Source organism: Amycolatopsis sp. NPDC043887 (assembly GCF_056435665.1).
Genome location: NZ_JBWKEB010000003.1, coordinates 520,507 through 538,121, shown reverse-complemented (window position 1 = coordinate 538,121; position 17,615 = coordinate 520,507). Strand labels below are relative to the sequence as shown.

The 17,615-nt window shown below is 68.9% G+C and carries 21 protein-coding genes; 11 read left to right on the top strand and 10 right to left on the bottom strand.

Annotation, left to right across the window (positions count from 1 at the left end; translation table 11 throughout):
• Nucleotides 1-7: 7 nt before the first annotated feature.
• Nucleotides 8-1,087, bottom strand: coding sequence for a carboxylate-amine ligase (locus tag AC069H_RS11945; protein WP_478232235.1), 1,080 nt, complete (start codon nucleotides 1,085-1,087; stop codon nucleotides 8-10).
• 132 nt (nucleotides 1,088-1,219) lie between these two features.
• On the opposite strand from AC069H_RS11945, the gene pip reads away from it, so the two are divergent.
• Nucleotides 1,220-2,155, top strand: a complete 936-nt coding sequence (gene pip, locus AC069H_RS11940) for a prolyl aminopeptidase (protein ID WP_478232234.1) — start codon at nucleotides 1,220-1,222, stop codon at nucleotides 2,153-2,155.
• A gap of 28 nt (nucleotides 2,156-2,183) precedes the next feature.
• On the opposite strand, the gene AC069H_RS11935 is transcribed toward pip, so the two are convergent.
• From AC069H_RS11935 to AC069H_RS11920, 4 genes are all read right to left on the bottom strand, one after another.
• A complete protein-coding gene (locus AC069H_RS11935; protein ID WP_478232279.1) occupies nucleotides 2,184-2,459 on the bottom strand; it encodes a tyrosine-protein phosphatase in 276 nt (91 codons plus the stop codon).
• Nucleotides 2,452-2,790: a tyrosine-protein phosphatase gene (locus AC069H_RS11930; protein WP_478232233.1), complete on the bottom strand. Its 339-nt coding sequence runs from the start codon at nucleotides 2,788-2,790 to the stop codon at nucleotides 2,452-2,454. Before AC069H_RS11930 ends, AC069H_RS11935 begins: the two co-directional genes overlap by 8 nt.
• Nucleotides 2,791-2,858: 68 nt before the next feature.
• Nucleotides 2,859-4,115 carry an HNH endonuclease signature motif containing protein gene (locus tag AC069H_RS11925; RefSeq protein WP_478232232.1) on the bottom strand — a complete coding sequence of 419 codons (1,257 nt, stop codon included), beginning with the start codon at nucleotides 4,113-4,115 and terminating at the stop codon, nucleotides 2,859-2,861.
• A gap of 223 nt (nucleotides 4,116-4,338) precedes the next feature.
• Nucleotides 4,339-5,148 carry a DUF4097 family beta strand repeat-containing protein gene (locus tag AC069H_RS11920; protein WP_478232231.1) on the bottom strand — a complete coding sequence of 270 codons (810 nt, stop codon included), beginning with the start codon at nucleotides 5,146-5,148 and terminating at the stop codon, nucleotides 4,339-4,341.
• 174 nt (nucleotides 5,149-5,322) lie between these two features.
• Here AC069H_RS11920 and AC069H_RS11915 point away from each other — a divergent pair, with 174 nt between their 5' ends.
• Nucleotides 5,323-5,625 (top strand): hypothetical protein, encoded by a 303-nt coding sequence (locus AC069H_RS11915; RefSeq protein ID WP_478232230.1) that lies wholly within the window; start codon nucleotides 5,323-5,325, stop codon nucleotides 5,623-5,625.
• A 6-nt stretch (nucleotides 5,626-5,631) separates the two neighbouring features.
• A complete protein-coding gene (locus tag AC069H_RS11910) occupies nucleotides 5,632-6,678 on the top strand; it encodes a WXG100-like domain-containing protein (RefSeq protein ID WP_478232229.1) in 1,047 nt (348 codons plus the stop codon).
• A 44-nt stretch (nucleotides 6,679-6,722) separates the two neighbouring features.
• Here AC069H_RS11910 and AC069H_RS11905 read toward each other — a convergent pair whose 3' ends face one another.
• A complete protein-coding gene (locus AC069H_RS11905; protein WP_478232228.1) occupies nucleotides 6,723-7,136 on the bottom strand; it encodes a VOC family protein in 414 nt (137 codons plus the stop codon).
• Nucleotides 7,137-7,240: 104 nt separating this feature from the next.
• Between AC069H_RS11905 and AC069H_RS11900 the strand changes: the two genes are divergently transcribed.
• Nucleotides 7,241-8,095, top strand: a complete 855-nt coding sequence (locus tag AC069H_RS11900; protein WP_478229195.1) for a sigma-70 family RNA polymerase sigma factor — start codon at nucleotides 7,241-7,243, stop codon at nucleotides 8,093-8,095.
• 4 nt (nucleotides 8,096-8,099) lie between these two features.
• Nucleotides 8,100-8,498 carry a VOC family protein gene (locus AC069H_RS11895; RefSeq protein WP_478232227.1) on the top strand — a complete coding sequence of 133 codons (399 nt, stop codon included), beginning with the start codon at nucleotides 8,100-8,102 and terminating at the stop codon, nucleotides 8,496-8,498.
• Here the strand turns inward: AC069H_RS11895 and ligD (AC069H_RS11890) are convergent.
• A complete protein-coding gene (gene ligD / locus AC069H_RS11890) occupies nucleotides 8,476-9,441 on the bottom strand; it encodes a non-homologous end-joining DNA ligase (RefSeq protein WP_478232226.1) in 966 nt (321 codons plus the stop codon). The two genes, AC069H_RS11895 and ligD (AC069H_RS11890), sit on opposite strands and share 23 nt — an antisense overlap.
• 46 nt (nucleotides 9,442-9,487) lie before the next feature.
• On the opposite strand from ligD (AC069H_RS11890), the gene ligD (AC069H_RS11885) reads away from it, so the two are divergent.
• From ligD (AC069H_RS11885) to AC069H_RS11865, 5 genes are all read left to right on the top strand, one after another.
• Nucleotides 9,488-10,405 (top strand): non-homologous end-joining DNA ligase, encoded by a 918-nt coding sequence (gene ligD, locus AC069H_RS11885; RefSeq protein WP_478232225.1) that lies wholly within the window; start codon nucleotides 9,488-9,490, stop codon nucleotides 10,403-10,405.
• 53 nt (nucleotides 10,406-10,458) lie between these two features.
• Nucleotides 10,459-10,731, top strand: a complete 273-nt coding sequence (locus AC069H_RS11880) for a hypothetical protein (RefSeq protein ID WP_478232224.1) — start codon at nucleotides 10,459-10,461, stop codon at nucleotides 10,729-10,731.
• Between the two features lie 105 nt (nucleotides 10,732-10,836).
• The gene (locus AC069H_RS11875; protein ID WP_478232278.1) at nucleotides 10,837-11,370 is read left to right on the top strand and encodes a MarR family winged helix-turn-helix transcriptional regulator; all 534 of its coding nucleotides are present in this window, start codon (nucleotides 10,837-10,839) and stop codon (nucleotides 11,368-11,370) included.
• A gap of 79 nt (nucleotides 11,371-11,449) precedes the next feature.
• The gene (locus AC069H_RS11870) at nucleotides 11,450-12,814 is read left to right on the top strand and encodes a pyridoxal phosphate-dependent decarboxylase family protein (protein WP_478232223.1); all 1,365 of its coding nucleotides are present in this window, start codon (nucleotides 11,450-11,452) and stop codon (nucleotides 12,812-12,814) included.
• Nucleotides 12,815-12,850: 36 nt separating this feature from the next.
• Entirely contained in the window at nucleotides 12,851-14,239 is a 1,389-nt protein-coding gene (locus AC069H_RS11865; RefSeq protein WP_478232222.1) for an amino acid permease, read from the top strand.
• On the opposite strand, the gene AC069H_RS11860 is transcribed toward AC069H_RS11865, so the two are convergent.
• Nucleotides 14,217-15,191 (bottom strand): ROK family transcriptional regulator, encoded by a 975-nt coding sequence (locus AC069H_RS11860; protein ID WP_340687600.1) that lies wholly within the window; start codon nucleotides 15,189-15,191, stop codon nucleotides 14,217-14,219. The genes AC069H_RS11865 and AC069H_RS11860 overlap by 23 nt on opposite strands.
• An 8-nt stretch (nucleotides 15,192-15,199) precedes the next feature.
• Nucleotides 15,200-15,628 carry a winged helix-turn-helix transcriptional regulator gene (locus AC069H_RS11855; protein ID WP_083649928.1) on the bottom strand — a complete coding sequence of 143 codons (429 nt, stop codon included), beginning with the start codon at nucleotides 15,626-15,628 and terminating at the stop codon, nucleotides 15,200-15,202.
• A 91-nt stretch (nucleotides 15,629-15,719) separates the two neighbouring features.
• On the opposite strand from AC069H_RS11855, the gene AC069H_RS11850 reads away from it, so the two are divergent.
• Complete coding sequence (locus AC069H_RS11850) at nucleotides 15,720-17,168, top strand: MFS transporter (RefSeq protein ID WP_478229203.1); 1,449 nt, start codon at nucleotides 15,720-15,722, stop codon at nucleotides 17,166-17,168.
• On the opposite strand, the gene AC069H_RS11845 is transcribed toward AC069H_RS11850, so the two are convergent.
• Nucleotides 17,108-17,572, bottom strand: coding sequence for an SRPBCC family protein (locus AC069H_RS11845; RefSeq protein WP_478232221.1), 465 nt, complete (start codon nucleotides 17,570-17,572; stop codon nucleotides 17,108-17,110). The genes AC069H_RS11850 and AC069H_RS11845 overlap by 61 nt on opposite strands.
• Nucleotides 17,573-17,615 lie beyond the last annotated feature (43 nt).

Below are 17,615 nucleotides of genomic sequence, written 5' to 3'. Positions count from 1 at the left end.
GGGCGCCTCACCTGGCCGGGACGGTCATCGTGGCGTGGGCGAGTTCCGCGGCGAACTCGCCGGGGGAAGCCGCTTCCGCGAGCAACCGGCGTTGCCGGGCCGCGCCGGTGCCGTGGTCGAACAGCGCTTCCAATCCTCGTTCGACGTCGTCCGCGTCGCCCGCGGCCCTGAGCGCCGGCCGGACGAACTCGACGAGGTCGCCGAGCAGATCACGCTGCTCGGCCTCCCTGCCGGTGAAGACGTCGACGCCCGGCCCGTCCAGCCCTCGGCGCGCGGCCGCCGTCAAGGCCGCGCCGATCCGTGCACCGCGGGCGCGAGGCGGTCTCGTCGTCGCCGCGCAGGTGGCGACCAGTCCGCGCACCAGCGCGGCGAGCAGCACCGCGTCGTCGACGGACAGGCAGACGTCGGCGATCCGCACCTCGACCGTGGGGTATCGAGGGGAAAGGCGGGCATAGAAGTACACCCCCGCCGAGTCGAGGGCGGCGCCGTGGCGCACGGCCTCCCCGATGCTCCGGTCGTACGCGGCCGCGCCGGACCATTCGTCGGGTGGTCGCGCCGTCGGCCACCGGTCCCAGAGCGGGAAGCGCCTGCTCGACCATCCGGAGTCGATGCCGTTTTCGACCGGGGAGTTGACACTGAGCGCCAGCAACGGCGCGAGCCACGGCCGCAGCCCGGCGAGAACCCGTGCGCCGAGATCCCGCGACGGCAGACCGACGTGCACATGACAGGCGCAGGTCCCCGCCTCGCGGATCAGGTCCGGGAACGCCTGTGCCATCCGCAGGTACCGGGGCTCGGGCGTGAGCGTGTCTCCCCGCAGGCCGCAGGGCGGGATGCCCGTCGCCACCATCAGGCAACCGTCGGCCCGCGCCGCCGTCGCGACGATCTGCCGCAGCCGCGTCAGTTCCGAGCGCACCTCGTCCAGGCCGCGGCAGACGCCGGTCGCGGTCTCGATCTGGAACCGCATCAGCTCACCGGTGACATCCGGCCCGGGGACGAGGCCGGCGAGTAGTTCGGGGGCTCGCAACGCGACCGAGCCGTCCACCGGGTCGAGCAGGACGAACTCTTCTTCCATACCCAGGGTGAACATGGTTCCCCGTTCCGTGGTTTCGCCGGTGTCACTGAATCTGCCTCCTCTGGCGCGGCGAGGAAAGGGCCGGTGTGCTGAACTTCGTTGCGGCGAAAGTGTTTCGGGGTCTCACTGACGGTCTAGCCTTGGTTCATGATCGATCTGTATCCCCCAGCCGAGCCGTATGACAAAGGACTGCTCGATGTAGGTGACGGCAACCTCGTCTATTGGGAGACCTGCGGGAGTCCGGCCGGGAAGCCGGCGGTGATGCTGCACGGCGGCCCTGGGCAGGGCTGTACGCCGAGCATGCGGCGGATGTTCGACCCGGCCCGCTACCGCGCGGTGCTGTTCGATCAACGCGGTTGCGGCCGCAGCACCCCGCACGCGAGCGACCCGGCGACCGACCTGCGGCACAACACGACGGATCATCTCGTCGCCGACATGGAACGGCTGCGGAAGCATCTGGGTATCGAACGCTGGCTCGTCACCGGAGGTTCGTGGGGCACGACGCTCGCGCTCGCCTACGCCGAACGGTTCCCGGAGCGGGTCACCGAGATCGTCGTCAGCTCGATCAGCACGACACGGCCGTCCGAGATCGACTGGCTGTATCACGGCGTCGGCCGGTTCTTCCCCGAAGAATGGGCCCGCTTCCGCGGTGATCTCACCGGCGATCTGGTCGCCGCCTATGCCCGGCTCATGGAAGATCCCGACGCCCGGGTGCGGACCGAGGCCGCCCGCTCCTGGTGCGTCTGGGAGGACACCGTGCTGTCACTGGAACCCGGCGCGACCGTCCACAATGGCCCGATCGGCGAGTGGGAACTCGCGTTCGCGCGCCTCGTCACGCACTACTACTCCCACGCGGGCTGGCTGGAACCCGGCGCGCTGATCCGCGACGCCGGTCTGTTGCGGGACATTCCCGGCGTGCTGATCCACGGCCGCCGGGACCTGAGCTGCCCGGTGGACACGGCCTGGGAACTCGCCCGCGCCTGGCCAGGAGCGGAGTTGCTGATCGACGACGACTCGGGACATCACTCGAGCGACGTGAAACGAGCGTGGAAGCTGGCGGCGCTGGAGCGGTTCGCGGTCTGAGGGTACTGGGACGCGTTCGTCTTACCTCTCAAGAGGAAAGCAGGCGGTTCCGCACCTGCGCGAGCTGGGCGTGGGTCGCTCCGCCCTTCAGCAAGTACGCGTGCACGCCTCCGTGACGGTCGTTCAGATGTGCCAGCGTCCGGAGGATCGTGTCACCGCTGCAACCATCCGTGCGTGCGTAATCCTCGGCGATCGAGGCGGGTGGTACGTCCGCGACGCTCAACGCGAGTGCCACGAGCACACCCGTCCGGTCGCGACCCGCGCCGCAATGCACCGCGAGCGGGCCGGGCGGTGCGTCACCCAGCTGAACGAAGACGCCGGTGATCCGGCGCCGGTTTTTCGTCGAGCATGGTCCGGTAGGCGTCCGGCATGGTGGTGCCTTGCTCGGCCAATTCGGCGATCAGGGGAGTGTTGCGGTACACGGGATCGCCGGCGAACGGGCTGGGGCCCGACACGGTCTCCCGTGCCCACCGGAGGTCCAGTATGCGACCGATTCCCGCGCCGCGGACCGCGGCGATTCCGTCGGTCGTCAACCGGTCGTGGCTGTCCGATCGGAAAAACGCGCCGAACCGGATCCGCCGGCCATCGGCCGAGGGCAGTCCGCCTACGTCGCGGCCGTTGAGGCAGCCATCCAAGCCAGCTTCATCACGCGACTCCAAGGTGAGTTGTCGTCGAGCTTAGACGGTTTCTCGCTGGGGTCGGCTTATGTCCTGAGGCGCATGGTGTTGCGTCTCGGTGTGCCGGTGAGGTCGAGGTAGGCGGGTGGGGTGAATTCGGGAAGTCCGTCTTGGGCGATCTGGACTTTCCACTCGCTGTGGTGGATCAACCGGTGATGCTTCGTGCACAGCAGCACGAGGTTGTCGATCTTCGTCTCGCCGTGATGACGCAAGAAAACGATGTGATGGGCCGTACAGCGCGGCACCGGCATGTCGCAGCCCGGGAACGCGCAGCCGCCATCGCGGATCGTCAACGCGTACTTCTGGGCCAGGGACACGGTGCGTTTCGACCGGCCGATGTCCAGCGGTTCTCCCGCGGTGCCGAGAACACCCGGTCGCACCCGCGCATCACACGCGAGGATCCTCGCGTCGGTGGCGCTGATCGGGCCGGCCAAATCCCAATGCGCCTCACCGAGATCGTTGATCAGGTCCTCGTAGGACATGGTGACCAAAATGTGGGTCGCCTCGCCGGCTTGGCCCGGAAGGTTGCGGCTGGTGGTCTTCAACCGCACATAGTCGGTGAAAGCATCTCCGTAGCGCTCGTCCTGGCTGCGGGAATCCCGCACCCCGTCGATCGCCTTATGAGGCTTGGCCATCGGATCCAGATCGGACTTCAACCGCGCATAGGTTTCCAGGTCGAGGGTGCCTTTCAAGCCGAGGGTGCCGTCGCGGTGCTTGACGAACCGCAACTCCGGCCGGGCGTCCTTCGGGTCCTCGCTGCGAGGCTCTTTCCCGTCCGGATCCAGTTTGTCCAGCAGGCGCCGTCCGGCGCGGGCGATCTGCCGCGGCCCCGCCCGCCGCGCCAACTCCACCAAGATCGCCTCCCCGGCCCGCACATCCTCCTCCAGCACGCTGGACGGAATCCGGGCCAGGGTCCGGATGATCGCGTCGATCTGGCTACCGCCGATCGCACCCTCAGCGGCGGCCTGGGCGGTCAACGGCGCCAGCGGAGGCTCAGCCTCACCGCCGATGGCCGGGCCGGGATGCAGCGCCAGGACCCGGTCGGCCCGGGCACTGGCTTCCTTGTCCGTCACCAGGAAGTCCTCGAAAATCAACGCCGCCAACGTCGAATGACCACTGCGCCCACGCACCCCACGGGAATTGATTTCCGCCAAAATAGCGTTCTGCTCCGCATCCGCCCGACGCTTCAGAACTTCCAGTTCTTGTTTGCGGGCATGCAGCGTCGCGGTGTCGACGCGCCACCACTCGGTGGACGTCCCTGGAGGTGCATCGTTGCTGGCCACGACACCGACATTACTCCGAATCGAACACCTGTGCTAGGCCAAACGGCCCAGCGGAGAAAAGTGTTCCGAATGGACCGGTGACGACAGATGCGAAGCAACCTTAAAGCAGCGAAGCACGCTTAAGTCGCGAAGAAGCGCGAAGACGCGAAGAAGTGCATTAAGCGAACGCAAAGCGCAAGGTGGTCGCAATCAGCCGACTGATTGCGACCACCTCGGACCGGGCTCACGCGGCGCGGTGGATGACGATGTCGTCGAGTCGCGTGCGCGCGTGGACCTTGACGCCGCCGCCCTCGGCGACGGAGTTGCGCACGGAACCCTTGGTGCTCTTGGCATCCACCGACGCGGTGTCCCCGTCGACGCCGACCTCGATACCGCCGGACGCGTTCGCCAGCTCGGCGGAACCGCGCGACAGCCGTCCGACGCGGATGGGGCAGTTGGCGGCCTGTGCGACGACGTCGCCGTCGGCGCGGTCGATGTCGAAACTCCCGCTCGAACCGGAGAGGTCGACGTCGGACCGGGCGTGCCCGATCCAGACCTTGCCGGTCGCACCCGAGTACTTGACGACGCCGCCTGCCTCGCCGATCCGCACCCCGGCCGAGCCGCCTTCGACGTCCGCGGTCCCGGCGACGTGCCCGATCGTGACCTCGCCGGCCGCGAGGTCGCCGCGCACCGCCGTGACGTGGTCGATGTGGACCCGGCCCGACGACATTTCCAGCGAGCAGTCGCCGAACTGCCCTTCGGCGGTGACGTCCGACCAAGCCGTGTTCAGCACCAGTCGCGAACCGGTGGGCACCTCGACGGTGATCGCGACCGAGCCTTCCTTGCCGCCCGCCTTCTTCGTCTCGATCGACAGCTTCCCGTCGTCGAAGCCGACCTTGGTGTTCGCGGCGACCTTCACGTCCGACTTGCTCGCGGCGTCGATCGGCTCGACCAGCACCACCGTGTCCGGGCGCTCGCTCGCGGCGACGCGCACCCGGGCACCGGCGATGGTCAGCGTGGCGGTGATCGGCTCCGGCGTGGGGAAAACAGACATCTCGAACTCCTCGGTGGTGGTGATCTCTCTTGGTGAAAGCAACGATCACCGACCGGCCTGACACCGGACCGCCACGGCGCTGACACGCCGGGGACACGGTCTGACCGGTACCGGTCACGACGGCCCGGTCCTCGTCGAGCGGCCGGAGAATCACCCGAAGGGAAGGGAGGGCCGATGTCCGTCGACATGGATATCACCACGGTGAACCGGATCGGGGCACAACTCGTCGCGATCGGCGACGACATGGAACGCGAGTGGGACAAGTTCCGGCGGACCGTCGAAACCGAGCGGGCCGGGATCGGCGTCGACCCGCTCGGCACGGCTTTCCTCGACGAATACCGGCCGTCGGAGATCTCGGTGCTGAGTCACACCGATCCGCTCCCGGCGCTGTGGCAGGCCGACGGCTACGGGGCGAAGATCTCCGCTGCGACCTACGCCCAGGCGGATCGGGACGCCGCCTCCGGGTTCGGGAAGTAGGGCCGGATGGTCGTGCCGCCGCCGAACAACGCCCACGGATTGTGGGCGGCCGTCAGAGCCGAGATCGAAGCGGTCCGGGGGAGCCGGGAGCCCGCGATGGCCTGGCCCGACACCGACGAGGACAAGGTCCAGGCGCTCGCGGTCGCCTGGCGTGACGCCTCACTGGCGTTCACGCCGGTACGGGTCGAGCCGAACGACATTCGGGACGCGTGGCGGGACAAGGCCGGCGAGATGTTCGCGCAGCGCGTCGAGGGCACGATACGCACGACCACCAACGTCAGGACGAGCTGTCAGCAGCTGTTCGACCACGTCAGCCGTTTCGCGTCGCTGGTCGCGCAAGTGAAGCAGGCCATCCGCGCGACGGTTGACGACCGGGAGCAGCCCTACGCGAACATGCGGGACGAAGGGGAACGGCGCGATTTCGTCCTCGTCGTGGCCAACGCGGTCCGGGACCTGCTCACCGCGGGCGTCGCGTCGGTCACCGGTCTCGATTCGGGCGTCACCACTCAGAACCCTTCGGAGAACCCGGTCGCCGAATACGACGCCATTCTCGCGTTCATCACCGACGAGATGGTGCGCAACGGGCAGTCGACGGATATCCGGAACATCCGGGATCTCCTGCAGGACAAGGTGAATCCCTTCACCTCGATCGGTGACAAGGTCGAGGCGCTCAAGGAGTGGTACGACCTCGTGAACACCGGCGCCCAGTGGGACCACAAGGGCAGGATCCTGGACATGACCACGGGGGACAACACGTTCACCCCGCTGCCGGGGCTGCAGGGACAGATCCGGTACGACGTCTGGTCCAACATCCACTACGGATACGTCGGCACCGTCGGCGGAATCGACGAATGGACCCTGCACGCCGGCGCCAACGCCGCCGATTGGAAGGACGGCCATCCCACCGATCCCGCCGACCAGGCGTCCGTGCAACTGGGTATCGATCTCGCGCACGAGTACGGTCCGGGCGCGCTGACCCCGGAGGCCGTCACCAAGGCGATCCTCGATCGCCGCGACAGACTCGAGCAGGCAGGCGCCATCCGGCCGCTGTGAGCCTGGCCCCTCGCGCGGGACGAGGGGCCAGGCTCACGCGGTGTTCACTCCGCGTACGGCTGATCCGTGCCCTTCGCGCTGTAGCCGATGCTCCAGATATAGCCGTCCAGGTCCGCGAAGGTGCCGCCGTACCCGCCCCACGGCAGGGCGCCCGCGGGTTTCAGGATCGTGGCGCCGGCCTTCTCCGCCTCCGCGACGACCTCGTCGACGCGGGTTTCGCTGCGGACGACGTAGGTGAGGACCAGCCCGCTGAACCCGCTGCCTTCGGGGCTCGTGCCCACCTGACCGGCCAGTCCTTCGCGGCCGTAGAAGCCGACCCGCGAGCCGCCGTCCGATTCGAAGAACACCGAGACGCCGTAGTCGTCCTTGATCTTCCAGCCGAGTCCCTCCGTGTAGAACGCCTTGGACCTGGCCAGGTCCTGGACACCGAGGAGGATCGAGCTGACGTGCGCTTTCATGATGTTCTCCTGTGGACTCGAAAGGGGGTCGGACCGGCGATGTCACATCGAGACGGGTTCACCGGTCATTCGATGTGACAGACCCGGACGGAGGAATGTGACAGATGGCCGAGCACGATTGGGTGAGCGAGCGGTTCGCCGAGCACCAAAGCCGCTTGCGGGCGGTGGCCTACCGGATCCTCGGCTCACCCGGGGAGGCCGAGGACGCGGTGCAGGAGGCGTGGCTGCGGGTCAGCCGCGCGGACACCGACGAGATCGAGAATCCGGCGGGCTGGCTGACCACGGTCGTCGCCAGGGTGTGTCTGAACATGCTGGAATCCCGCCGCGCCAGGCGGGAGGAGTCCGCCGGGGCGCTGCCGCCCGAGCCCGCTGTGCCGGACACCGGCCAGGAGGACCCGGAGGACGAGGCGTTGCTGGCCGACTCGGTCGGTGTCGCGCTGATGGTGGTGCTGGACAAGCTGACCCCCGCCGAGCGGCTCGCGTTCGTCCTGCACGACGTGTTCGCCGTGTCGTTCGGCGAGATCGGCACCGTCCTGGGCCGTTCCCCGGCCGCGTCCCGGCAGCTCGCGAGCCGGGCGCGGCGCCGGGTGCAGACCGCCTCCGACGAGACCGACGCCGCGCGATCCCCGAAGCGGGAGGTCATCGCCGCATTCCTGGCCGCCGCCCGGAACGGGGATTTCGAAGCCCTGCTCGAACTGCTCGACCCGGACGCCGTGGTCGGCGAGGTCCGCGGCGGCCAGGCGGTGGCGGCCTTCTTCTCCGGACGCGCCGAGGCGGCCCGGCTCGCCCTGGTCGACGGCGTTCCGTCGGCCGTTTGGTCACATCGCGGCGAGGCGAAGGCCGTCTTCACGTTCGGCTTCGGCAACGGGAAGATCACCCGGATCGACATCGACACCGACCCTGAGCGCCTCCGAGGCCTCGACATCGCCTTTCTCAGCGCCAAAGTCAGCGAAGTCTGACGGCATGGACCTCCGGTTCTCCTCCTGCACACTCGTCGTCCACGATCTCGGCAGCGCGCTCGGCTTCTACCGTGACGTGCTCGGCTTCACCGTGTGGAACGACGGGCCGGTGAGTGTCGGTCCGCCTTCGCAGCCGGACGTGCGGATCATCCTCGAACCACCCGGCGCCGACCGTGGTGTCTCACCGGCGGACCGGTCCGCGATCGAAGACCTGATGTCCAAAGCCTTGCTGAGCCGTCTCGTCTTCGCGACCGACGACTGCGACGGCACTTTCGAGCGCATCGAGGCCGCGGGCGCGGAAGTGATGCAGGAACCGATCGACCGCCCCGGCGGAGTCCGCGACTGTGCCTTCCTCGACCCCTCCGGCACCATGCTGCGCTTCATCCAGCGGAGGGAAGGTTGACGTCCTCGGGCGTCTTGTCCGCCCGCAGTCCTCGCCAGGTCGTGTGCCGCAGACGGCCGTCCGGGGTCCAGTTCCGGTGCACTACCTCTCCGACGAGTTCGGGCTCCACCCAGTGCACCCGCCGTGCCCGGTCACGGGGGACCTCCGAAGCGAACGGTGGCTTCTTCCGTTCCAGCGGGGTGAGCCGGGCGTGCAGGTCTTCGAGGACCTTGTCGCTGAATCCGGTCCCGACGTCGCCGATGTACCGAAGGCCGCCGGAGTCGTCGTGCGCGCCCAGCAGCAGCGCGCCGAGTGTTCCCGAGCGCCGTCCGTCGCCGGGGCGCCAGCCGCCGATCACGACCTCTTGGGTGTGCCACAGCGCCCGTTTGATCCACTGCCGGGTCCGCTTGCCGGGGTAGTACCGGCTGTCGAGCTTCTTCGCGATCAGCCCTTCGAGTCCGTGTTGCCGGACGACTTCGAGCAACTGATCGGGGGAGATGTCGCCGTCGGTGTACCCCGGCGGGACGGCGATGCGGCCGCCTGCGCCCAGGGACGTCAGCATCTCGCGCCGGGCTTCGTACGGCTCGTCGAGCAGGACGTCTCCGTCGAGGAACAGCACGTCGAAGGCGAAGAAGTGCACTGGGCTGCGTTCCAGCAGCGACTCGTCCGGAGTGCGCAGATGCCGCGTTTGCAGCAGCGGGAAGCTGGGCCGTCCCTGGTCGTCGAGGACGACGATCTCGCCGTCGAGGACGGCCTCGCGGCCGCTGAGCGCCTCAGCGGTCACGTCCGGGTACGTCGCCGTGACGTCGAGGCCGCGGCGGCTGGTCAGGCGCGTCTCGCCGTCCCGCGCGACACGCAGGCAGCAGCGGTAGCCGTCCCATTTGTATTCGTAGCCCCATCCGCCGGTGGGCAGGTCACCGTCGGTCGCCAGCATCGGGGCGATCGCGTCCGGCACGGTGCTCATGCCTCACGGTACCCCGGAAACCCCGCCGGTGATCTATCGTCGAAGGGTGCCTGAGGAGCGGATAACGGTCGAGGTCGAGGGGCGGCGGCTGGGCCTGTCCAATCTGGACAAGGTGCTCTACCCCGCGCACGGTTTCACGAAACGCGAGGTCCTCGACTACTACCGCCGGATAGCCCCCGTCATGCTCCCCCATCTGCGCGACCGCGCAGCCACGTTCCGCCGGTTCCCCGACGGTGTCGACGGCGAACCGTTCTACGAGAAGAACGTTTCCCGGCACGCCCCCGACTGGGTGCGCACGGCGCGGCTCACCAACCGCGGCCGCCGTGGCGGGGACGAGACGCTCGACTACCCGGTCGTCGGCGACCTGCCGACCCTGATGTGGGCGGCCAATCTCGCCGCGTTGGAACTGCACATTCCACAGTGGACGGTCGGCCCCCGCGGCGCGCGGAAATCGCCTGATCTGCTGGTGTTCGACCTCGATCCCGGGCCGCCCGCGGACGTCGTCGACTGCTGCCGGGTGGCCGAGACCCTCAGCGACCTGCTCATCGGAGATGGTCTCACGGTGTACGCGAAGACGAGCGGCAACAAGGGAATGCAGCTGTACTGCCCGGTGCGCACGCGGTCCGGCGAACGCACCTCCGAGTACGCCAAGGCCGTCGCGGAGGAACTAGCGCGCCGCTCACCGGAAACCGTGGTCGCCAGGATGACGAAGGCCATCCGCCCCGGTCGCGTGTTCATCGACTGGAGCCAGAACAACACCGCCAAGACCACCATCGCGCCGTACTCGCTGCGGGGCCGTGCCATCCCGACCGTCTCCACGCCGGTGACCTGGGAGGAGGTCGAAGCCTGCCGCAAGGCCGAGGACCTGCTGTTCACCGCCGAGCAGGTGCTTGAGCGCGTGGAGGAGATGGGTGACCTGTTCGGCGACATCGCCGAGCATCGGGCGGCCGTCCCCCAACGGTGACATGTTTGAACCGTGGCCGACGGGAAACTCCCAGTTCAGAGGAGTGACCCCGAATGAACGAGACAGCGAAAGACCCCGAAGACCTCTCATGCCGGGCCCTGGCCATGCTGCGAGCCGTGGCTCAGGGCCGGGCTGAAATCACCATCAGCCTGGAGCCGGACCTCTATGTCGACGGCCTGCCGTGCAGCGACCAGAGCACGGCCCACCGCCTCGCCCACGCCGGGCTGATCCGGATGCCTGCCGGTGGCGTTCCCGGCAGCCGGATACCCGCGGAATTGTCCGAAACAGGACAAGATCTCCTGGAGCCGCTGGCGTCCGCCGCCTAGCCCCGGAAAGACCACTGTGGACTCCCGTCCGTTCCGCATACGATCTGCGGAGCGGGTGCGCGGGGGTGCGTGCCCACCGGGCTGGTACCTCCGGGGCCGGTGAGGATGTGGCTGTTGACCGGGTATCACACACTGGCCGAGACCGAGAACGCCGTCCGGGCCAAACTGGGCGGGATCCCGCTGCTGTGGGAGCGGATGGAGGCGGTGGCCAATCTCCACCGCGCCGCGACCGCCGTCCGGCTGCATTTCGAGAATTCGGTCCTGCGCACCGCGGGTCTCACCTGGACCGCGTTCGTGGTGCTGTGGGTGGTGTGGATCTTCGGCGAGAAGGAGACCAGGCACGTCGCCGCGGAGTCCGGGATCACCAAGGGGACGCTCACCGGGGTCATGAAGACCCTGGAGGCGCACGGACTGGTCACCCGGCGGAAACATCCCGTCGACGGACGTTTGGTGCTGCTCGCGCTGACCCCGGAAGGGGATCGGCTGATGCGGGAGCTCTTCCCGGAGTTCAACCAGGAGGAAGCGTTCGTCACCGAACGGCTCAGCCCCGCGGACTGCACCGCGCTGGCCGGTTCGCTGCGGGAGATCGTCAGGCAACTGGAGGAGAAGGGCGAGGAACGGCGTACCCGGAAGAGCTGACCCCTACCGAAGACGGTTGCGCGAGGCCTCCGCCGACTCCTACGTTTTTTGGAGCCGAACGAAGCGAAGGGCGCGCTTGATGGACTTCCGGTACTGGCTCGGTCAGGCGTTGACGTCGAACGAGGCGTGGGCGGAGACGTTCGGCTCCTTCCGGCCGCATCCGTCGCTGGAGATCTCCGACGGGCGGTTCGAGGCCGCGTTCGAAGAGCTCACCGAGCGGTTGAAGGACAACTACCCGTTCTTCCACCCGTCCTACGCGGGCCAGATGCTCAAACCGCCGCATCCGGCCGCGGTGGTCGGCTACCTGGCCGCGATGCTGGTCAACCCCAACAACCACGCCCTCGACGGCGGCCCGGCGACCGCCGAGATGGAACGCGAGGTCGTCCGGGAGCTGGCCACGATGTTCGGCTACACCGAGCATCTGGGGCATCTGACCACCAGTGGCACGGTGGCGAACCTCGAAGCGCTGTTCGTCGCGCGGGAAACGCATCCGGGCAAGGGGATCGCGTACAGCGCCGAGGCGCACTACACACACGGCCGGATGTGCGGCGTCCTCGGCGTCGAGGGGCACACGGTGCCTGTCGACGCGCGCGGCGCGATGGACCTCGACGCGCTCGAAGATCTGCTGCGCACCGGGAAGATCGGCACCGTCGTGCTCACCGCCGGGACGACCGCGCTCGGCACGGTGGAGCCGATCCACGAGGCGCTGGCGCTGCGCGAACGCTACGGCGTCCGGGTGCACGTCGACGCCGCCTACGGTGGGTTCTTCCGGCTTCTGTCCGGTTTGGACGGTCCGGAAGGGCTGCCCGAAGCCCCGTGGCTCGCCATCGCCGAGGCCGACTCGATCGTCATCGACCCGCACAAGCACGGCCTCCAGCCCTATGGGTGCGGCGCGGTGCTGTTCAAGGACCCCGGGGCGGGCCGGTTCTACCTGCACGATTCGCCGTACACCTACTTTACCTCGGAAGGGCTGCATCTCGGCGAGATCAGCCTCGAATGCTCCCGGGCGGGCGCGGCCGCCGCCGCGTTGTGGCTCACCTTCCGGGTCCTGCCGCCCACTCCCGACGGACTGGGCCGGGTGCTCGCGGCCGGGCGCCGCGCGGCGTTGCGGTGGGCGAAGCTGCTGGAGGACTCCGAGCGGTTCGACCTGTACCAGCCACCGGAACTCGACATCGTCACCTACTTCCCCCGCACGGAGCCGCTTTCGCTGTCGAAGATCGACCAGGAGAGCGCGCGGATCCTGCGCACCGGCATGGCCGCGGCGAGGGAGCCGGTGTTCCTCAGCACACTGCGGGTGAGCGAGGCGCGGTTCGGTCTGCGTCACACCGGGGTCGGCGCGGATGCGGACGGCGCGAGGATCCTGCGTAGCGTGCTGATGAAGCCCGAAAGCGAGGACCACGTCGACCGGCTGCACGAACGGCTGGAAGAGTTGTCCCGCGGTTGAGCTTCTCCAGTACCGCCGCAGACGAATGGATCCGCCATGCCCGCACCAGGTCCCGCCGAGCCCGTGACCGCGATCGAGACCCGATCGCTCGGCACCGGATTCCGGCGGCGGCACGTCACCATGCTGGCCATCAGCGGGGCGATCGGCGCCGGGCTGTTCGTCGGCACCGGCGCGGGGATCAAGACCGCGGGCCCCGGCATCCTGCTGTCCTATGTGGTCGCGGGCCTGCTCATGGTGCTCGTGATGCGCATGCTGGGCGAGATGGCGGCCGCCGAGCCGAGCAGCGGCTCGTTCTCGGTGTACGCGGAGAAGGCGCTCGGCCGCTGGGCCGGGTTCACCGTCGGCTGGCTGTACTGGTCGCTGCTGGTGGTCGTGGTCGCGGCCGAGGCCACCGCGGCGGCGGGGATCGCGAACGGCCTGCTGCCGCGGATTCCACAGTGGACCTGGGTGCTGCTGTTCATGGCCGTGCTGACCGTGGTGAACCTGTTCGCAGTGCGCTCGTTCGGGGAGTTCGAGTTCTGGTTCGGCGCGATCAAGGTGACCGCCGTGGTCGGCTTCCTCGTCCTCGGCACGCTCGCGGTGTTCGGGATCCTGCCGGGCACGACGCCGGTCGGCCTGGACAACCTCACCGGGCACGGTGGTTTCCTGCCCAACGGTCTCCAAGGCGTGCTGACCGGCCTGCTCGCGGTCGCGTTCTCCTTCGGCGGCATGGAGCTGGTCACCATCGCCGCGGCGGAGTCCGAGGACCCGGCGGATTCGATCCGCCGCACCACGCGCACGGTCATCGTGCGGCTGCTGCTGTTCTACGTCGGTTCCGTGGCGCTGATGGTGTTGTTGCTGCCGTGGGAGACCGCTTCGGCCAACACCAGCCCGTTCGTGACCATCCTGGAGCGGATCGGGGTGCCGTCGGCGGCGCTCTTGATGAGTTTCGTCGTGTTGACCTCCTTGCTCTCGGCGCTGAACGCGAATCTCTACGGCGCTTCGCGAATGGTGTTCTCCCTGGCCGGCCGCGGTGAAGCGCCGCGCGCGATGCTGAAGCTGTCCTCCGCGGGTGTCCCGCGGACGGCGGTGCTCGCTTCGGTGGCCTTCGGTTTCGTGGCCGTGCTGCTGAACTTCCTCGCCCCCGAACACGTCCTGCCGTTCCTCCTGAACGCCATCGGGGCGAATATCCTGCTGGTCTGGATCTTCGTCGCCGTCTCGCAGTTGCGGCTGCGGAAAGCGGCGGAACGGGACGGCACGGCCGCGGATCTGCCGGTGCGGATGTGGGGTTTCCCGTGGCTCAGCTGGGTCGCGCTGATCGCGATGGCGGGCGTGCTCGTTCTCATGTGGACGGACGCCGACGCGCGGACGCAGCTGTTCACCAGCGGCGCAGTGGCCGTGCTGATCGTGGTGATCAGCCTGCTCAGGCGACGTCCGCGACGCTGAACAGGTCGCGCTCCACCCGGCTCAGCGCCAGCCGGACCGCGCCGAGCGCCACCGAGTCTTCGCCGAGGGCCGCCGTCTCGACGCGGACCGGGAAGAGGCACAGCCGGGCCAGTTCGGCGCGCAGCGGCGTCGTCAGCGAATCTTCGGAGCCGCTGATCACCACCAGCCGCGGGTCGACGGCGAGCACGGTCGCGGCGACGAGTTCGACGAACCCGCCGGCCTGGCGCAGGGCGCCGATCTCGCCCGCCGCGCCGTGGTGGCCCGTGTGCAGCTTCCCGCCGAGCAGCAGGCCCAGCGAGACGGTGCGCCCGGCCCGCACGTAGACGACGTCGTCGACGCCGCGCGCGGCACCGCGCCAGTGTTCGGCCAGCGCCGCGAGTCTGGTGTCGTTCCCGGCCAGCACCGGGCAGCCGCCGCCGAACTCCGCGGGCAGGTCGACGCCGGTCCAGCCGGGAAGACGGTCGTCGCGGAGGACTTTGCCGCCGGACACCACGCCGGTGGTGCCGATGCCGAGCACCCGCACGTTGACATGGCCTTCGACGGCCGCGGCGAGCACCCGGTGCGCGGTGCCGAGCCGGTCCGCGGCGGCCGCTTCCGGGGTGAGCCCGGCCTTCGCCCGTCCGACGACCTCGCCCCGCAGGTCGGCGACCAGGCACAACGCCTGATGCGGGCCGATCTCCAGCCCGGCGACGTGCCCGGACTCGTGGCGGAAGCGGTACCGCTTGGCGGGGCGTCCCACCGGCCGCGGCGTGCCGGGAGGAAGCGGGACCTCCTCGACCAGCCCCTGTTCACCGAGGTCGGCGGCGATCTCCTCGACCGTCGGGCGGGAGACCTCGCTCGCCTTGACCAGTTCCGCGAGGGTGAGCTCCTCGGCCGCGTACAGCGCCCGCAGGACGGCGATGGCGTTGAGCCGCCGCAGTAGTGACGGATCCCCTCCGGACAGTCTGGCCATGCGGCTCCCTAGGCGGTGACGCGTTTGTCGTACTGGGCGCGCGCGAGGGCGATCTCGCTCTGGTGGTCCTCGGTCCAGGTGACCAGCGACTGGATGGTCTGATGCAGCGTCATGCCCAGCGGTGTCAGCGCGTACTCGACCCGCGGTGGCACGACCGGGTAGACGGTCCGGTTCACCAGCCCGTCGCGTTCCAGATGCCGCAGCGTGGTGGTGAGCATGCGCTGGCTGATGCCGTCGATCTTGTACTTGAGTTCGGTGAACCGCAGCGTGTTCCGGTCGAGCAGAGCGATCACCAACAGCGACCACTTGTCCGCCACCCGGTCGAGGATCTGGCGGACCTCGCAGTCCTCGCGCGTGTCCCACTGGAAGGCCTCGTAGTCCTCCTCGGTGAGTTCGCAACGACTGGGTGAGTTCAAAGTGCCTTCTTCCATGGTCATCGATAGTGACGGACGATCCCTTTGGTTACAAGAGGGAACCGACCGGCTGATGAGTAACCGTCGGTTCCCGTTCACTGAGGGAGAGTCGATCTTGAGCAACACACGAACGCCGCCGCGCGCCGACCGGATGGGCGGGCGGGCCTGGGGCGTGCTCCTGGTGCTGTGCGGCGCCATCTTCCTGGAGGGCATCGACGTCGCGATGCTGAACGTGGCGCTGCCGTCCATCCGGGCCGAACTCGGGCTGTCGACGGCGACGCTGAGCGGCGTCGTGAGCGCCTACGTGCTCGGCTACGGCGGGTTCATGCTGCTGGGCGGACGCGCCGCCGACATGTACGGCCGCCGTCGCATGTTCCTCGCCTGGCTGGTGGTGTTCCTCGTCTTCTCCGGGCTGGGCGGGTTCGCCACCGAAGGCTGGATGCTGCTGCTCGCCCGGTTCGTCACCGGCGTCGCCGCGGCCTTCATGACCCCGGCCGGGCTGTCCATCATCACCACGAGCTTCGAGGAAGGCCCGAAACGCAACAAGGCGCTGCTGTTCTACGCCGGCACCGGAGCGGGCGGTTTCTCGCTCGGCCTGGTCATCGGCGGCCTGCTGACCAGGATCGACTGGCGATGGGTGTTCTTCACGCCGGTGATCCTGTCCGCCGTCATCCTGCTCGCCGCGCTGTGGCTCATCAAGGAACCGGCGGGCGAGGAACGCGTGCCGCGTCGCCTGGACTTCCCCGGAGCGCTCACCGTGACCGTGGCGATGCTGCTGATCGCCTACGCGGTGGTCCGCCTGGAACACCCCGGACAGGGCTGGGGCTGGACCCTCGCGTCGTTCGCCGGGGGAGTGGCGGCGCTGGCGGCCTTCGTGGCCGTCGAACGCCGCTCGCCCGCCCCACTGGTGCGGTTGGGCATCCTGAAGTCGGGGACGCTGGTGCGGGCGAACGCCGGCGCCCTGCTGTTCGCGGGATCGTTCTTCGGGTTCCAGTTCCTCGTCACGCTGTATCTGCAGGAACTGCGGGGCTGGTCGACGCTGGAGACGAGCCTGGCGCTGCTGGCCGTCGGGATCGACGCGATCCTCGCGCCGACGCTGACCCCGCGGCTGGTGGCGAGGTTCGGCAACACCCGGCTGATCTTCGGCGGACTCGTGCTCGCCGCCGTGGCGTACGCGCTGTTCCTGCCGCTGGGCCTGGACTGGACATATGCGGCGATGTTCCCGTCGATGATCATCCTGGGCCTCGGGTTCGCGCTCGCCTACGGTCCGCTGACGATCGTCGCCACCGACGGGATCGCCGAGGACGAACAGGGACTCGCGGGCGGGTTGCTGTACACGGCGTTCCAGTTCGGCGCGGCGCTCGGGCTGTCCGCGGTGACCGCCGTCAACGTCGCCGCGCTCGGTGACGGTTCGCGAGAGGCCGCGCTCGGCGGTTTCCGGGCTGCGCTGGTCGTGCCGCTGGTCATGGCCGTCCTCGCCGCGATCGTGATCGCGTCCGGCCGTCAGCGCGTTTCGGCGAAGGAGGCCAGGTTGGCCAGTGAAGAGGCGATACCGGCCTCGTGATCGGCCTGGCCGATGCCGGACGGCACGTCCGTCGCGGTGACGGTCACCTCGGTGGCGTGATCCGCGGCGGCCAGGCTCCAGGTCATCGTCATGGTGCCCGCGAACGCCGGGTCTTCGGATTCGAAGACGGCCTTTTGCACCACGCGTTCCGCGGGCACCAGTTCGGCGAACCCGACTTCGACCACGTCCGTCGCGTCCGACGATTTGCCGGGCGCGGCGGACGCGTCGAGGTAGGTGAGGACCATGCGGAAACCGCCGCCGGGACGCGGATCCCAGTGCTCGATCCGGCCGCGCATCCCCTCGGGCGGCAGCCAGGCTTCGAGCGACTCGTGGTCCAGGAGTGCCTGGTAGACGGTCTCGGGCGGGGCGGCGATCCTCCGGCTGCCGCTGTCGATCCTGTCCATGACGCCGAGTCTAGGGGCGGATAGGCCGATCATCGCGGATCAC

Coding starts and splice junctions, on each gene's coding strand:
- AC069H_RS11945 (WP_478232235.1), bottom strand. CDS start 1,087: ATGTTCACCCTGGGTATGGAAGAAGAGTTCGTCCTGCTCGACCCGGTG.
- pip (WP_478232234.1), top strand. CDS start 1,220: ATGATCGATCTGTATCCCCCAGCCGAGCCGTATGACAAAGGACTGCTC.
- AC069H_RS11920 (WP_478232231.1), bottom strand. CDS start 5,148: ATGTCTGTTTTCCCCACGCCGGAGCCGATCACCGCCACGCTGACCATC.
- AC069H_RS11915 (WP_478232230.1), top strand. CDS start 5,323: ATGTCCGTCGACATGGATATCACCACGGTGAACCGGATCGGGGCACAA.
- AC069H_RS11910 (WP_478232229.1), top strand. CDS start 5,632: ATGGTCGTGCCGCCGCCGAACAACGCCCACGGATTGTGGGCGGCCGTC.
- AC069H_RS11905 (WP_478232228.1), bottom strand. CDS start 7,136: ATGAAAGCGCACGTCAGCTCGATCCTCCTCGGTGTCCAGGACCTGGCC.
- AC069H_RS11900 (WP_478229195.1), top strand. CDS start 7,241: ATGGCCGAGCACGATTGGGTGAGCGAGCGGTTCGCCGAGCACCAAAGC.
- AC069H_RS11895 (WP_478232227.1), top strand. CDS start 8,100: ATGGACCTCCGGTTCTCCTCCTGCACACTCGTCGTCCACGATCTCGGC.
- ligD (WP_478232226.1), bottom strand. CDS start 9,441: ATGAGCACCGTGCCGGACGCGATCGCCCCGATGCTGGCGACCGACGGT.
- AC069H_RS11880 (WP_478232224.1), top strand. CDS start 10,459: ATGAACGAGACAGCGAAAGACCCCGAAGACCTCTCATGCCGGGCCCTG.
- AC069H_RS11875 (WP_478232278.1), top strand. CDS start 10,837: ATGTGGCTGTTGACCGGGTATCACACACTGGCCGAGACCGAGAACGCC.
- AC069H_RS11870 (WP_478232223.1), top strand. CDS start 11,450: ATGGACTTCCGGTACTGGCTCGGTCAGGCGTTGACGTCGAACGAGGCG.
- AC069H_RS11865 (WP_478232222.1), top strand. CDS start 12,851: ATGCCCGCACCAGGTCCCGCCGAGCCCGTGACCGCGATCGAGACCCGA.
- AC069H_RS11860 (WP_340687600.1), bottom strand. CDS start 15,191: ATGGCCAGACTGTCCGGAGGGGATCCGTCACTACTGCGGCGGCTCAAC.
- AC069H_RS11855 (WP_083649928.1), bottom strand. CDS start 15,628: ATGACCATGGAAGAAGGCACTTTGAACTCACCCAGTCGTTGCGAACTC.
- AC069H_RS11845 (WP_478232221.1), bottom strand. CDS start 17,572: ATGGACAGGATCGACAGCGGCAGCCGGAGGATCGCCGCCCCGCCCGAG.